Consider the following 13824-nt stretch of genomic DNA (forward strand, 5'->3'; position numbering starts at 1 on the left):
GGGGCGATGACGGTGCGATCCACAGCTCCGTCGACGCCCGGTCGGCGGTGGTGGCAGGTCTTCGGTGGCATCGGCGTGCTCGCCACGCTGCTGTACACGCTCGGCATCGCCCCGGACGTGTGCTTCGTGATCATCGGCGTCGGCACCATCTGGTCCTGCTTCGCCGCGCCCGGCCGTTTCGGGGCACAGCCGCGGGCCGCCTGGCCGTTCCTGGGCGCCTCGGCGCTGTCCTTCCTGATCGGCGTGGTGCTCCGGCCGCTGGTCGTGGACCACCCGCTGGTCGCCGACGCCTTCACCATCCCCGGATACATCCTGCTGGGCATCTTCTTCGCGCTGCTGCTGCGGGCGCGCGGCCGCATCGAGCGCCACGCCGTGCTCGACTGCCTCATCGTCTGCCTGGCCGCGGGGCTGGCCAGCGCGCTGCTGCTGGCCGCGCCGGCGGCCGCGGTACCCGGCCGGTCGGTGGTCGTCTCGGTGCTGGCCGGCATCTACCCCATGTTCGACGTGGTGCTGCTCGCGCTCTGCGTCAACCTGACCTTCACGGCGCGCAGCTGGCCGGTGAGCCTGAAGATGCTGCTCTCCGCCATGTCGCTGCTGGTGGTCGGCGACGTCGCGTACGCGATCATCGGCGTCTCCGGGCGCACCTACGCCTCGCCGCTGCTGGACGTGCCGTTCCTGCTCTCGTACACGGCGCTCGGGGTGGCCGCGCTGCACCCGTCGGTGGTCGAGCTGGGCCGGGCCGCGCGATATCCGGTGCAGGCCTGGTCCTGGGGCCGGATGCTGCTGCTCGTGCCCGCGGTGCTCACGCCGTTCGTGCTGCTGGTGACCGTCGGCGGCCACTCCGCGGAGTACCGGGTGCTCATCGGCGCCTGCGGCATCGCCATCGTCGCGCTCCTGCTGCTGCGGGCGGTCACCGCGGTGAAGGCGCAGGTGGCGGCGCAGCTGCACTCCGAGCACCAGGCGATGCACGACCCGCTGACCGGCCTGCCGAACCGGCGGATGATCTCCACCGAGATCGCCCGGCTGATCGCCGCGCTGCCGCCGGAGGATCCCCGCCGGGTCTGGGTCTGCTTCCTGGACCTCGACGGCTTCAAGTGGGTCAACGACTCCTGGGGGCACGACACCGGCGACCAGCTGGTCATCGAGGTCGGCACCCGGCTGCAGGCCGTCCTGCCGGCGAACACCATGCTGGCCCGGGTCGGCGGCGACGAGTTCCTGATCGCGTACGTCGGCGGCGAGCAGGGCGCGCTGCGGCTGGTCGACGACGTGCACCGGTGCTTCGCCCGCCCGCTGCCGGTGCGCGACACCGAGGTCGTCGTCAGCGCCTCCATCGGCATCGCGCACGCGCCCGGCAGCAACAGCTCGCCCACGTCGACCGCCGAGGCGCTGCTGCGCGACGCCGACACCGCGATGTACCGCTCCAAGGCCGAGGGCCCGGGCAACGCGACGGTCTTCGACAGCTCGATGCACGACCGGGTGCGCGAGCGCATCGAGCTGGAGGCCGCGCTGCGCACCGCCCTGGCCGAGGGGCAGCTCAACGTCGTCTACCAGCCGATCGTGCGGCTGGAGAGCGGCCGGCCGGTCGGCGCCGAGGCACTGACCCGCTGGAACCACCCGGAGCGCGGCCCGATCCCGCCGACCACGTTCATCCCGATCGCCGAGGACGCCGGGCTGATCGAACAGCTGGGCACCTGGGTACGTAACGAGGCCCTGCGCCAGCTCGCGCAGTGGCGCGCCGACGGCACCGTCGGCCCCGACTTCTACCTGTCGGTCAACGTGTCGCCCAGCCAGCTGCGCGACGAGACCATGCCGCTGACGGTCTCCGCCGAGCTGATGCGCTACGGGGTGCCGGCGGCGGCCGTCGCCCTGGAGATGACCGAGTCGGTGATGGCCGACGGCGTGACCGCGAAGGTGCTCTTCGAGCTGCGCGAGCTCGGCATGCGGCTGCTCGTCGACGACTTCGGCACCGGCTTCTCGGCGCTGGGCTACCTGCGCCAGTTCCCGGTGACCGGGGTGAAGATCGACCGCTCGTTCGTCTCCGGCCTCGGCGAGAACGGCGAGGACGAGGAGATCGTCCGCGCCGTCGTCGCCATGGGCCGGGCGCTCGGCCTGAGCATCGTGGCGGAGGGCGTCGAGACCCGGGTGCAGCGCGACGCGCTCGCCGCCGTCGGGGTCACCCAGGGCCAGGGCTGGCTCTGGGGCCCGGGCGTGCCGCCCGAGGACTTCGTGAGCCACTGGAGCGCGCGCCGGCTCGCGCCGGGGGACGCCCGGCTGGGCGCCGGCAACCCCTGATCAGATCACTCCTGGTGACAAACGTCTCGCCCACCTCTGGCGTCACGGCGACAAGTCCGGCATTATTCGCTCGGCCCGGATCCTTGCGTTTCGCACCGTCCGGCCGATGACAATGGACACCAGAGGAGGCGACAAATGATCACAACGCTCACCGGAACCGAGGGTTCCGTGGTCTGGCTCGTCGCCGTTCTGCTCCTGCTGGCCCTCGGCCTGGCGGGCGCGCTGCTCGCCGCGACCCGCGGCGACGCGGCGCCGATGCGCGCCGAGCACCACTCCCCCGAGCGCTGACGCTGCGCTCGCCGGCCGACAGGTGGCAGGCTGGGGCGATGCGCTTCGCCACCTGGAACGTGAACTCGGTCAAGGCCCGGCTACCCCGGTTGCTGGAATGGCTCGACCAGGCCGGGCCTGATGTGCTATGCCTACAGGAGACCAAGGTCGCGGCGGACGGCTTCCCCGCGACCGAGGTCGCCGACCTCGGCTATCAGACGGCCGCATACGGGCAGGGCCGCTGGAACGGCGTCGCGCTGCTCTCCAGGATCGGGCTCGACGACGTGCGGCACGGCTTCGACGGCGAGCCCGGCTTTCCCGACCCCGAGGCGCGCGCGATCAGCGCCACCTGCGGCGGCATCCGGTTCACCTCGGTGTACGTCCCGAACGGGCGCACGCCGGAGGACCCGCACTACGCGTACAAGCTGGCCTGGTTCGCCGCGCTGCGCGACGCCCTCGCGGCGCGGCCGGGCCCGGCCGTGGTGGCCGGCGACTTCAACGTCGCGCCGACCGACGACGACGTCTGGGACCCCGAGGTCTTCATCGGCGCCACCCACGTCACCCCGCCGGAGCGCGACGCGCTGGCCGCCCTGCGCGCGCTCGGCCTCACCGACGTGGTGCCCCGGCCGCTCAAGGGCGACCGCCCGTACACCTACTGGGACTACCGCGCCGGGATGTTCCACCAGAACAAGGGCATGCGGATCGACCTGGTCTACGCCACCCCGGACGTGGCCGCCACGGTGCGTGACGCCGTGGTGGACCGGGAGGCCCGCAAGGGCAAGGGCCCGTCGGATCACGCACCGATCATCGTCGACACGCAGGCGCCCGCCTGAGCGGGCTCGCTAATCGGGTCGCCCGGTGCCGGGGGCGGAGTTATGGTGGCCCGTATGGACTCCTGACGCCGCTACCTGCGTATCTGGGCGCGCCGTGATCCGCGCGCGGACTTCATCGACTCGTTCTCTTACCTGCCTCGTGTCAACACGGAGGTCTTTTCATGCGTGATTTTGCCGTACACGTCGATTCGGACGAGATGGCCCGCCAGGACATGGCGGGGTCGGTGCCGAATCTCGGCGGCGACGCCCACGACCAGCATCCCGCCGCCGCCACCCTGGCGCACCACGGCGCGGACGACATCCGGCAGGCGGCCCGGCAGCGGTCCGAGCGGGACCGCGCCGGGCGGGCCACCGGCGGCTCCGGGCGCTCATACGCCTTCCGCCGCAGCTGAGCCGCGACCGAGGTCGCAGCGCGGCCGCGATCGATCGGTCAGGGCCGGAACCCGTTCGGGTTCCGGCCCTGACGTTTGTCAGCCCAGGCGGACGTACACGTCGTCGAGCGCGCCGTGGTACATGTCGCTCTTGATGTTGAAGTTCGGGCCGCCGATGCGCAGCGGCATGTTGTTGGCGATCGACAGGGTCGCCGGGATCGCGGTGCGGCCCCGCTCGGTGCCGTCGACGTAGATCGACAGGGCCGCTCCGGACCGCTGGCACATGACGTCATGCCAGGCGCTGTCCGCCACCGGCACGGTGGAGCGCACCAGGTAGACCTGGCTCGACCCCTGCCCGACGACGACGCAGCTGGCCTTGCCGTGGTTGCCGCCGATCTGCAGCTTCCACTGGCTCGCCGTGTCGGTGACGCCCTTCTGGATGATGTTGGTGGAGCCGGTCACCTGGGTCCGGGCCACCCGGACCGAGGCGCCCCAGCGGAACCGGCGGGCACCCGGGTCGAGGTCGGCGTCGTCGGTGCCCTCGAGCATGGCGCGAGGACAGACCGTCGCCGTCGCGGCGCAGGCGGCCGGGAACTGGGCGATCTTGTCGGTGGTGCCGGTGAAGGTGATCTTTCCCTGGTCTGCGGTGCGGATCGTCAGGGCGGAACCCCGTCCCGAGGTGTCCACGATGCGGCTGGCGGTGGCGTTACCGGCATCGAACGTGTACCGGGCGACCGTGACCGGCGCGGGCTCGGCGACGGGGGCCGCGATGGCGGCGAGGGCGGGCGTGGCCGTGACGGCCAACGCGGAGGCCACTGTAAGAGCAATGAGACGCATGTTACGAATGGTACTGAAGGCGCTTTATATTACAAATCAACCCTCATACGCATTTCGGGTGATCTTCAGAGCAGGCCGGCGGACTCCGCGATCATGCAGACGGCGACCAGGCGCATGAGGTGCCACTCCGCGGCCAGCCAGGCCGAGCCCGACAGATACGCCTGGCCCGGCTGCGGCACCGGGCGGCCCATCCGCGCCGCGGCGGCGGAGATCGACTTGGCGTACGCGGCCAGGCCACCCGCGTCGACCTCGCGGCCGGCCTGCGCGAGCGCGTCGCGCACCGCGGCGGCGTGCTGGTCGACCTGGGCCAGCAGGCTCGCGTCGCCGAGCGCGGCCGCGAGGCCGTCGACGCCGACCCGCGCCATCATCTCGTCCAGCAGCGCACGGTCCGGGTCGGCGACGGTAGCGGCGGAAACCGGGGCGAAGGCGAGGAATTCGTTCGTCATGGGAAGGACGCTAGGGCCTCGCGCCACCGGTTGACAGCCGGGTAACCGAACGGCACCCGACACCTCCCCGGGGTGCTACGCGGGCAGCTGATCCATGGCCTTGTAGATCCGCTTGTCCGAGACCGGGTACGCCGTGCCGAGCGCCTGCGCGAAGAGGTTGATCCGCAGTTCCTCGATCATCCAGCGGATCTCGCGCAGCCCCTCGTCGGCCGGGCCGCCAGGCGCCGACTCGGCGCGGAGCTCGCGGTACTCCTGCTCGATCTCGTGCACCTGGGCGGTCAGCTGCCGGTCCCGGGCCAGCGTGGTGCCGAGCCGGTCGAGGCGGTGCGTCATGCCGCGCAGATAGCGCGGCAGGTGGTGCAGCTGGCGCCAGCCGGTCTCGGTGACGAAGCCCGGATGGACCAGGCCCTTGAGCTGCTGCCGGATGTCGGCCAGCGCCGGCAGCAGCGACACCTCGCGGGTGCCGGCGAGCCGCTGGTCCACCTCGTAGGCTCCTGCGAGCACGGCACGCACCTGGGTGACCACGTTGGCGACCGCGTCGACCAGGTCGGCGCGGACCTCCTCGCGCAGCTTCGCGAAGGACTCCCGGTCCCAGGCCGGTCCGCCCGCGTCGGCGACCAGCTTGTCGACGGCCGCGCCGGCGCAGTCGTCGAGCAGGTCGGCGATCGACCGGTACGGGTTGCCCCGCGACAGCTCCAGCTTGGCGCGGTTGTCGAGCCGCCCCTGCAGGAACCGGGCCGCGGGCGGGAGCGTGAGCAGCAGCAGCCGGCGGGTGCCGGCCCGCATCGCCTCGTGCTGCCCGGCCTCGGTCTCCAGGACCCGGACCGCGACGCTGTCGCCCTCGTCGACCAGCGCCGGGTAGACGGTCACCTCGTACCCGCCGCGCACCTGGGCGACCGAGCGGGCCAGCGTGCCGAAGTCGTTCGTCGTGATGCCGAGGCGCTCGATGTCGCCGGCGGCCGCCGAGATGGTCGCCCGCACCTTGGGCGCGAGGCTCGCGCGCAGCACGTCGAGGTCGCGGCCCTGCCCGACCACGCCGCCCTCCTCGTTCACCACCCGGAAGTTCATCTTGAGGTGGTCCGGCACCTGGTCCGGGCGCCAGGCGTCACGCGGCACGACCGTGCCGGTGAGCCGGCGCAGCTCGCCGCCGACCGCGTCGGGCAGCGAGCCCCGCCGGGCGGGCACCCGGCTCAGCACGGCCTCGGCCCAGTCCGGCACCGGCACGAAGCTGGTACGCAGATGCTTGGGCAGCGCGCGGATCAGCGCGACCACGACCTCCTTGCGCAGGCCCGGCACCGACCAGCCGAAGTCCTCGGCGTCGAGCTTGTTGAGCAGCGCCAGCGGCACCTTGACGGTCACGCCGTCGGCGGCCGCGCCGGGCTCGAACTGGTAGCTCAGCGGCAGCCGGACGCCGCCGGCGAGCCAGGCGTCCGGGTACGCGCCCGGGTCGACGGCGTCGCGGCCGGCGTTGACCAGCAGCTCGCGGGTGAAGGTGAGCAGGCCCGGGTCGGCGTGGCGGGCCCGCTTCCACCACGCGTCGAAGTGCCGGGCGGAGACGACGTCGGCCGGGATGCGGGCGTCGTACAGGGCGTACACGGTCTCGTCGTCGACCGCGATGTCCCGGCGGCGGGCCCGGTTCTCGATCTCCTCGATGCGGGCCAGCAGCTTGGCGTTCTCGGCGAAGAACGGGTGATGGGTCTCCCAGTCACCCTCGACGAGCGCGTGCCGGATGAACAGCTCGCGGCACATCGCCGGGTCGATCCGCCCGTAGCCGACCTTGCGCCGGGGCACGATCGGCAGCCCGTAGAGGGTCACCTTCTCGTACGCCATCACGGCGCCCTGCTTCTTCTCCCAGTGCGGTTCGCTGTAGCTGCGCTTGACCAGGTGCGGCGCGAGCTTCTCGGCCCACTCGGGCTCGATCCGCGCGTTCACCCGGCCCCAGAGCCGCGACGTCTCGACCAGCTCGGCCGACATCACCCAGCGCGGCTGCTTCTTGAACAGGGTCGAGCCGGGGAAGACCGCGAACTTGGCGCCGCGGGCGCCGAGATACTCGCGCTTGTCGGTGTCCTTCAGGCCGATGTGCGAGAGCAGCCCGGCGAGCAGGGCCGTGTGCACGGCCTGGCCCGCGGCGATCTCGTCCCGCTCGACCAGGGTGAGCCCGAGCGTACGGGCGACCTGCCGAAGCTGCGAGTAGATGTCCTGCCACTCGCGGACCCGCAGGTAGTTGAGGAACTCGGCGCGGCACAGCCGGCGGAACTGGTTGCCGGACAGCTCGCGCTGCTTCTCCCGCAGGTAGCGCCACAGGTTGAGGTAGCTGAAGAAGTCGGATTCCTTGTCGGCGAACCGGGCGTGCTTCTCGTCGGCCTGCTGCTGCCGGTCGGCCGGCCGCTCCCGGGGGTCCTGGATGGACAGCGCCGCGGTGATGACCATGACCTCCGCGAGGCAGTCCTGCTTGTCCGCCTCGATGACCATGCGGGCCAGCCGCGGGTCGACCGGGAGCTGGGCCAGCTGGCGGCCCAGCGGGGTGAGCTTGCGCTGGTCGAGGGCGCCGAGCTCCTCCAGCAGCTTCACGCCGTCGGTGACGTTGCGCTTGTCCGGCGGGTCGATGAACGGGAACGCGGCCAGGTCGCCGAGCCCCAGGCTGGTCATCTGCAGGATGACGCTGGCCAGGTTGGTCCGCAGGATCTCCGGCTCGGTGAACGCCGGCCGCGCCTCGAAGTCCTCCTCCGAGTACAGCCGGATGCAGATGCCGTCCGACGTGCGCCCGCAGCGGCCCTTGCGCTGGTTGGCGCTGGCCTGCGAGACCGCCTCGATCGGCAGCCGCTGCACCTTGAGCCGGCTGCTGTAGCGCGAGATCCGCGCGGTGCCGGGGTCGATCACGTAGCGGATGCCGGGCACGGTCAGGGACGTCTCGGCGACGTTGGTGGCCAGCACCACCCGGCGGCCGGTGTGCGCCTGGAAGACCCGGTGCTGCTCGGCCGCGGAGAGCCGGCCGTAGAGCGGGACGATCTCGGTGTTGCGCAGGTCGCGGCGGTTGAGGGCGTCCGCGGTGTCGCGGATCTCCCGCTCGCCGCTGAGAAAGACCAGAATGTCGCCGCTGCTCTCGGCGCCGAGCTCGTCGACGGCGGCGGCTATGCCGTCCACCTGGTCGATCGGCTCCTCGCGGCCCTCCTCCTCCTCGCCGGTGAACCGGGCCAGCGGGCGGTAGCGCACCTCGACCGGGTAGGTCCGCCCGGACACCTCGATGACCGGCGCCGGCTGTGCCGCTACCGACGCCTGGTCCTCCGGACGGCGCGGAGAACCCGGGCGAGGGGGCGGGCCCGCGAAATGCTCGGCGAAGCGCCCCGTCTCGATCGTCGCCGAGGTGATGATCAGCTTCAGGTCGGGGCGCTTGGGCAGCAGCTGGGCGAGGTAGCCGAGGATGAAGTCGATGTTGAGGCTGCGCTCGTGCGCCTCGTCGATGATCAGGGTGTCGTAGCGGCGCAGCATCCGGTCGGTCTGGATCTCGGCGAGCAGGATGCCGTCGGTCATCACCTTGACCATGGTCTCGTCGGTGACCTGGTCGGTGAAGCGGACCTTGTAGCCGACCGTCGAGCCCAGCGGGGTGCCGAGCTCCTCGGCGATCCGCTCGGCGACCGTGCGGGCCGCGATCCGGCGCGGCTGGGTGTGCCCGATCTGGCCGCGCAGGCCGCGGCCCAGCTCCAGGCAGATCTTCGGCAGCTGGGTGGTCTTGCCCGAGCCGGTCTCGCCGGCGATCACGACGACCTGGTGGTCCCGGATCGCCGCCATGATGTCGTCGCGGCGCTGGCTTACCGGCAACTCGTCCGGGTAGGTGATCGCCGGAACCGCCGCCAGCCGCGCGTCGCGGCGCTGCTCGGCCTGCGCCACCTCCGCGGCGATCTCGGCGAGCACGGCGGCGCGCGCGAGCTCCTCGCGGATCCGGCGGCTGCCCTCGAGCCGGCGCTGCAGGCGGCGCTCGTCGCGGGGCAGCAGGTCGGACATGCGGCGGCGGAGCTCGGCGGGGTCCTGGCTCAGGGGTGTCACAGACATGGCGCGTCAACAATAGGCAGTTCCGCCGCGTTCCGCCTCGTGATTACCGCCGCGTTGCCGGGCGGCGCCGGCTCACTTCCAGGTGTCGTACTGGTAGAGGTCGTACTTCTTCATCAGGCCGGTGACCTTGGTGTAGTAGTTCGGGTCGGTCGCGTAGCCGGCCTTCCACACCTTCATGATGAACTTGTTCGCGTCCTTGGTGTAGGCGAAGGCGCCGTCGTAGCGGCTGTTGACCTGCAGGAAGCTGCCGTGGTCCCGGAACGAGTGCGCCGGGCTGGCGTAGGTACGGAAGGCCGCCGACGTCTCGAAGCACTTGCCGGCCTTGGTGCACTCCTGCGTGCGCACGGTGCGGCAGCCGTTGGCGAGCTTGCCGTACCGGCCGTCCTGGCACTTGATGCCGAAGTAGTTGTTGCTGGTCGCCGACAGCGAGCTGCGGCCCCAGCCGGACTCGAGGATGGCCTGGGCGAGGGTGACCGACGCCGGGACGCCGTACTCGCGCCAGCCGGCCTGCGCGCCGGGCGCCGAGGCCTTGATGAACTGCTCCGGCGTCAGCTTCACCGCGGGCGGCGCGGGCGCCGGTGCCGGTGCCGGTGCCGGGCAGGCGGCCAGCTTGCCGGAGTAGATGTAGGCGTTCGGGATGTAGCCGCCGGCCCGGGTGCGGTCCCACTGCGTGGTGGACCGGACAGTGCCCTTGACCAGGTCGCCGGTGACCGAGCAGACCAGGTCGACCTTCGCGCCGCTGGCGAGCGTGCCGGCGGTGGCGGCCTTGGCCGACGCGGCGGCCCGCAGCGTGACGGCGCCGGTGGCGCTCTTGACCGTGCCGACCACGTACCTGGCGGCGGCGGGCGCGGCCGGCTTCGACGCGCAGCGCGGGATCTTGCCCGACGCCTTCACGTAGGCGTGCGAGATGTAGCGGTCGGTGCCGATCCGGTCCCAGGCGGTCGTGGTGCGCATCGTGCCCTTGACCCGCTGCCCGGTGATGACGCAGGAGATCGTCACCTTCTGGTTCCTGCGGACCGTTCCCACGATCTTCGCGGACTGCGACGGCGCGGAGCGCACCTTGAGCGTGTCGGCGGCCCGGACGGTTGCCGACACCCCGGCGGCGTTTGCGGCACCGGGAGCCACGACCAGCCCGGCGAACAGCCCGGCAGGAAGCAACAGCGCGGAGAGCATTCGGCGGCTGGTGTTCGACATCCCGATCCCCCATCTCGGCCGGCACCTTTGCGCGGCGTCCTCATCAAGGTCTCGTCGCGCCGTTGCGGGGCGGGAGGACGGCAGGTGCACCGGGGTTGCCGCGGGCGGATGTGGGGCCGGTGGGGCCGGACGCCACGAAAGGGGACTATGATTCCCCGCCGCACGAGCGCTTGAGAGGCTTGAGAAGCGTGCCGACTGGGCAAAGCGGAACCGCGCACCCGTGAGCTTCAGGAGGACACCACCCATGACGGCCCTGGCACGCCGAGCCGCGAAGACACCGGAACCCGTGGACCGCGGGGGTGGCCGGGGCTTCTGGCACGCGGTGGGGCACGCGTTCGTCGCGCTGCTGGCCGCCGCGGGCGTCGTCGCGGTCTACCTCGCCTGCGTGCGGACCCCTCTCGGGCAGTCCGTCGACACGCTGATGATGCGCGGCGCCGACGTCGACCACCCGCGCGTGGTCGAGGTGCTGAACCGGGCGCTGAACGGCACCACGCTCGCCAGCCTCGTGCTGGTCTGCGTGGCCGCCGCGGCGATCGGCTTCGTCCGGCGCCGGGTCGACCTGGCGGTCGCCGCGGGCGTGCTGGTGCTCGGCGCCAACGCCAGCACCCGGCTCTTCAAGCTCCGCCTGCCCAGGCCGAACCTGGACGACTTCCCGGCGCCGAACTCGTTCCCCAGCGGGCACACCACCGCGGCCGCGTCGGTGGCGTTCGCGCTGATCCTGGTCCTGCCGTTCGCGATCCGCGGCACCGTGGCGCTGATCGGCGCGGCCTACGTGACGATCATCGCGGTCGCCACCGTCTGGGCCGAGTGGCACCGGCCGAGCGACACCGTCGCCGCCCTGCTGGTCGTGCTGGCCTGGGGTGCGGGCGCGTCGGCACTGGTCCGGGCGTACCGGTCCACGAGCACCGGTGTCACCGTCCGGCCGAACCGGATGGCCATGCTGATCTTCGGCGGCGTCGGCGCGCTCAGCGCCCTGGCCGGGCTGCTCGGCGTCGGCGCCGTGGTCCTGGCCGAGAGCGCGATGCCCGACTTCGTCTCCGGCCGGTTCGCGTTCGCCGCGGGCATCGCCGGCATCGCGGCGGTGGTCGCCGCGGTCTTCGTGATCTGGGTACGGCTGGCGGCCGGCGACCGGCCGCAGCCGGCCGTTGCGGCGCCCGCCAGGCCGAAGAAACCCGCCGCCCGCCGCGGCGCCTAGAACACCGGGTGCCTAGAACACCGGGTCGAGCTGGGTGCGCAGCTTGGTCAGCGCCCTGGTGAGCAGGCGGCTGACGTGCATCTGGGAGATGCCGATCTGGTCGGCGATCTGGGACTGGGTCAGGTTGCCGTAGAAGCGCAGGGTGAGGATCTTCTGCTCGCGCTCGTCGAGGGTGGCCAGGGCCGGTCCGAGGGCGACGCGGGTTTCGGCGACCTCGAACTCGTGGTCGGTGTCGCCGAGGGTGTCGCCGAGTTCGGTGGTGCCGTCGGCGCTGATCGGGGTGGACAGGCTGGTGGCGTTGTAGGCGCGGGCGCCTTCGAGGCCTTCCAGGACGTCTTCCTCGGTGACGCCGAGGTGGACGGCGATGTCGGCGACGGTGGGTGAGCGGCCGAGGGTGTGGGTGAGGGTGCTGTTGGCCTCGGTGATGGCCAGGCGCAGTTCCTGCAGGCGGCGGGGTACGCGTACGGACCAGGTGCGGTCGCGGAAGTGGCGCTTGATCTCGCCGATGATGGTGGGGATGGCGTAGCCGGCGAAGTCGACGCCGCGGTCGGGGTCGAACTTGTCGACGGCTTTGATGAGGCCGACGGTGGCGGTCTGGACCAGGTCGTCGGTGGGTTCGCCGCGGCCGGAGTAGCGGTGTGCGAGGTGGCGGGCGAGCGGCAGCCAGGCCTCGATCGCCCGGCACCGCAGTGCGGCGCGCCGGCGGTCCGCCACCGGGGTCGCGGCCATCAGGTCGAGTAGTTCGGCGGCGCTCTCCTGGGCGGAGACTTCACTCACCGTGGTCGATACAGCAGCGGTGACGATCATCTGAGGGGTCCTCCATCAGGCGGGCAGAGAGCCGTGCCCGCACGCGGCGACCGTTCACTTCACCCCACGCTAGCCGAGCGGAGGAGGCTTGACTAGCCGAAAGTATGAGTGACATTCCGTTACCATGCGGCCGGGGAAGATCGTCACCTGTTAGAAGTTGCAGCGGGCGCTTGTACCTCTTACCGAGGCCGTGCCACGGTCGGATCGGCGGGGGTGGCACGATTCGGTTCCGGGTGTGTGTGGGTACACGCATCGGAAACGCACCGGAGACGGAGTAATGGCATGGCCATCCTGGGCATCGACATCGGCGGTTCCGGCGTGAAGGGTGCGCCGGTCGACACCGTGCGCGGAGAGCTGCTCGCCGAGCGGCACCGGGTACCGACACCGCAGCCGTCCGACGTGGGCGCGGTCGTGGCGGCCGTCGCCGAGGTGGCCGCCCAGTTCGACGGCTTCGACCGGGTCGGCGTGACGTTCCCGGGCGTGGTCGTCGACGGGGTCACCCGGACCGCCGCGAACGTGGACAAGTCGTGGATCGACGCGCCCGCCGCGCAGCTGTTCAGCGAGCGGCTCGGCAAGCCCGTCTCCGTGCTCAACGACGCCGACGCCGCGGGCGTCGCCGAGGTCGCCTTCGGCGCGGGGCATGAGCAGCACGGCCTGACGATGATGCTGACCTTCGGCACCGGCATCGGCAGCGCCCTGTTCCTCGACGGGATCCTGATACCCAACACCGAGCTCGGCCACCTCGAGCTGGACGGCGCCGACGCCGAGCTGCGCGCCTCCGACCGCGCCCGCGAGCAGGAGGACCTGAGCTGGGATAAGTGGGCCGGCCGGGTGCAGGACTACCTGCGGCACGTGGAGATGCTGCTGTCGCCGCGGCTGTTCATCGTCGGCGGCGGGGTGAGCAAGAAGTCGGACCGGTGGCTGCCGCTGATCGAGATCCGCACCCCGATCGTCCCCGCGCGCCTGCTCAACAACGCCGGCATCATCGGCGCGGCCGTCACGGCCGAGCAGGCGCACGGCCTGCCCGGCGCGATAGCGGTCGACGCCGCGCTGCGGGGCTGAGTGCCGTGGCCCGCACCGTCGCGACCACCACGAAGGTCGGGCGCGAGGAGCTGCTCGAGTTCCTCCGCACCCGGCACCAGGCGATCCTGATGACCACCCGCGGGGACGGCCGCCCGCAGGCGTCGCCGAACACCTGCGGCGTGGACGCGCAGGGCCGCATCGTCATCTCGACCTACCCGGAGCGGGCCAAGGCGGCGAACATCCGCCGCGACCCGCGGGTCAGCGTCTGCGTGCTCTCCGACTCCTTCGGCGGGCCGTGGGTGCAGGTCGACGGCGTCGCCGAGGTCATCGACCTGCCCGAGTCGGTCGAGCCGCTGGTCGAGTACTTCCGGGTGATCTCGGGCGAGCACCCGGACTGGGACGAGTACCGCGCGGCGATGCGCGCGCAGGGCAAGTCCCTGATCCGGGTGACCATCGAGCGCTGGGGCCCGATCGCGACCGGCGGCTTCCCCGCCCGCCTCGCCTGACTC

Annotated in this window: 12 protein-coding genes; 7 read left to right on the forward strand and 5 right to left on the reverse strand. The window is 72.0% G+C overall.

Annotated elements, in window-relative coordinates:
* Window positions 1-6 precede the first annotated feature (6 nt).
* The 4 genes from ACIBSW_RS08785 (at window position 7) to ACIBSW_RS08800 (ending at window position 3784) form a co-directional block, all read left to right on the forward strand.
* A complete protein-coding gene (locus ACIBSW_RS08785) occupies window positions 7-2292 on the forward strand; it encodes an EAL domain-containing protein (protein WP_354730051.1) in 2286 nt (761 codons plus the stop codon).
* Window positions 2293-2427: 135 nt separating this feature from the next.
* A complete protein-coding gene (locus ACIBSW_RS08790) occupies window positions 2428-2580 on the forward strand; it encodes a hypothetical protein (RefSeq protein WP_354730053.1) in 153 nt (50 codons plus the stop codon).
* 38 nt (window positions 2581-2618) lie between these two features.
* Window positions 2619-3392, forward strand: a complete 774-nt coding sequence (locus tag ACIBSW_RS08795) for an exodeoxyribonuclease III (RefSeq protein WP_354730055.1) — start codon at window positions 2619-2621, stop codon at window positions 3390-3392.
* A 161-nt stretch (window positions 3393-3553) separates the two neighbouring features.
* Window positions 3554-3784, forward strand: a complete 231-nt coding sequence (locus tag ACIBSW_RS08800) for a hypothetical protein (protein ID WP_354730057.1) — start codon at window positions 3554-3556, stop codon at window positions 3782-3784.
* Between the two features lie 78 nt (window positions 3785-3862).
* On the opposite strand, the gene ACIBSW_RS08805 is transcribed toward ACIBSW_RS08800, so the two are convergent.
* From ACIBSW_RS08805 to gsmA, 4 genes are all read right to left on the reverse strand, one after another.
* A complete protein-coding gene (locus tag ACIBSW_RS08805) occupies window positions 3863-4600 on the reverse strand; it encodes a LamG-like jellyroll fold domain-containing protein (RefSeq protein WP_354730059.1) in 738 nt (245 codons plus the stop codon).
* 65 nt (window positions 4601-4665) lie between these two features.
* The gene (locus ACIBSW_RS08810) at window positions 4666-5046 is read right to left on the reverse strand and encodes a DUF6401 family natural product biosynthesis protein (protein ID WP_354730061.1); all 381 of its coding nucleotides are present in this window, start codon (window positions 5044-5046) and stop codon (window positions 4666-4668) included.
* 75 nt (window positions 5047-5121) lie between these two features.
* Window positions 5122-9096, reverse strand: coding sequence for an ATP-dependent RNA helicase HrpA (gene hrpA, locus ACIBSW_RS08815; protein ID WP_354730063.1), 3975 nt, complete (start codon window positions 9094-9096; stop codon window positions 5122-5124).
* 72 nt (window positions 9097-9168) lie between these two features.
* Window positions 9169-10290: a sporangiospore maturation cell wall hydrolase GsmA gene (gsmA, locus tag ACIBSW_RS08820; protein WP_354730065.1), complete on the reverse strand. Its 1122-nt coding sequence runs from the start codon at window positions 10288-10290 to the stop codon at window positions 9169-9171.
* 244 nt (window positions 10291-10534) lie between these two features.
* Between gsmA and ACIBSW_RS08825 the strand changes: the two genes are divergently transcribed.
* Window positions 10535-11485: a phosphatase PAP2 family protein gene (locus ACIBSW_RS08825; protein ID WP_354730067.1), complete on the forward strand. Its 951-nt coding sequence runs from the start codon at window positions 10535-10537 to the stop codon at window positions 11483-11485.
* Window positions 11486-11497: 12 nt separating this feature from the next.
* On the opposite strand, the gene ACIBSW_RS08830 is transcribed toward ACIBSW_RS08825, so the two are convergent.
* Window positions 11498-12292: an RNA polymerase sigma factor SigF gene (locus tag ACIBSW_RS08830; RefSeq protein ID WP_404799280.1), complete on the reverse strand. Its 795-nt coding sequence runs from the start codon at window positions 12290-12292 to the stop codon at window positions 11498-11500.
* 282 nt (window positions 12293-12574) lie between these two features.
* Here ACIBSW_RS08830 and ppgK point away from each other — a divergent pair, with 282 nt between their 5' ends.
* Both ppgK and ACIBSW_RS08840 read left to right on the forward strand, forming a co-directional pair.
* A complete protein-coding gene (gene ppgK / locus ACIBSW_RS08835; protein WP_354729901.1) occupies window positions 12575-13354 on the forward strand; it encodes a polyphosphate--glucose phosphotransferase in 780 nt (259 codons plus the stop codon).
* 5 nt (window positions 13355-13359) lie between these two features.
* Complete coding sequence (locus ACIBSW_RS08840; RefSeq protein ID WP_354729899.1) at window positions 13360-13821, forward strand: PPOX class F420-dependent oxidoreductase; 462 nt, start codon at window positions 13360-13362, stop codon at window positions 13819-13821.
* Window positions 13822-13824 lie beyond the last annotated feature (3 nt).

This window comes from Actinoplanes sp. NPDC049668 (genome assembly GCF_044465445.1).
Lineage (GTDB): Bacteria > Actinomycetota > Actinomycetes > Mycobacteriales > Micromonosporaceae > Actinoplanes.

Coding starts and splice junctions, on each gene's coding strand:
- ACIBSW_RS08785 (WP_354730051.1), top strand. CDS start 7: ATGACGGTGCGATCCACAGCTCCGTCGACGCCCGGTCGGCGGTGGTGG.
- ACIBSW_RS08790 (WP_354730053.1), top strand. CDS start 2,428: ATGATCACAACGCTCACCGGAACCGAGGGTTCCGTGGTCTGGCTCGTC.
- ACIBSW_RS08795 (WP_354730055.1), top strand. CDS start 2,619: ATGCGCTTCGCCACCTGGAACGTGAACTCGGTCAAGGCCCGGCTACCC.
- ACIBSW_RS08800 (WP_354730057.1), top strand. CDS start 3,554: ATGCGTGATTTTGCCGTACACGTCGATTCGGACGAGATGGCCCGCCAG.
- ACIBSW_RS08805 (WP_354730059.1), bottom strand. CDS start 4,600: ATGCGTCTCATTGCTCTTACAGTGGCCTCCGCGTTGGCCGTCACGGCC.
- ACIBSW_RS08810 (WP_354730061.1), bottom strand. CDS start 5,046: ATGACGAACGAATTCCTCGCCTTCGCCCCGGTTTCCGCCGCTACCGTC.
- hrpA (WP_354730063.1), bottom strand. CDS start 9,096: ATGTCTGTGACACCCCTGAGCCAGGACCCCGCCGAGCTCCGCCGCCGC.
- gsmA (WP_354730065.1), bottom strand. CDS start 10,290: ATGTCGAACACCAGCCGCCGAATGCTCTCCGCGCTGTTGCTTCCTGCC.
- ACIBSW_RS08825 (WP_354730067.1), top strand. CDS start 10,535: ATGACGGCCCTGGCACGCCGAGCCGCGAAGACACCGGAACCCGTGGAC.
- ACIBSW_RS08830 (WP_404799280.1), bottom strand. CDS start 12,292: ATGATCGTCACCGCTGCTGTATCGACCACGGTGAGTGAAGTCTCCGCC.
- ppgK (WP_354729901.1), top strand. CDS start 12,575: ATGGCCATCCTGGGCATCGACATCGGCGGTTCCGGCGTGAAGGGTGCG.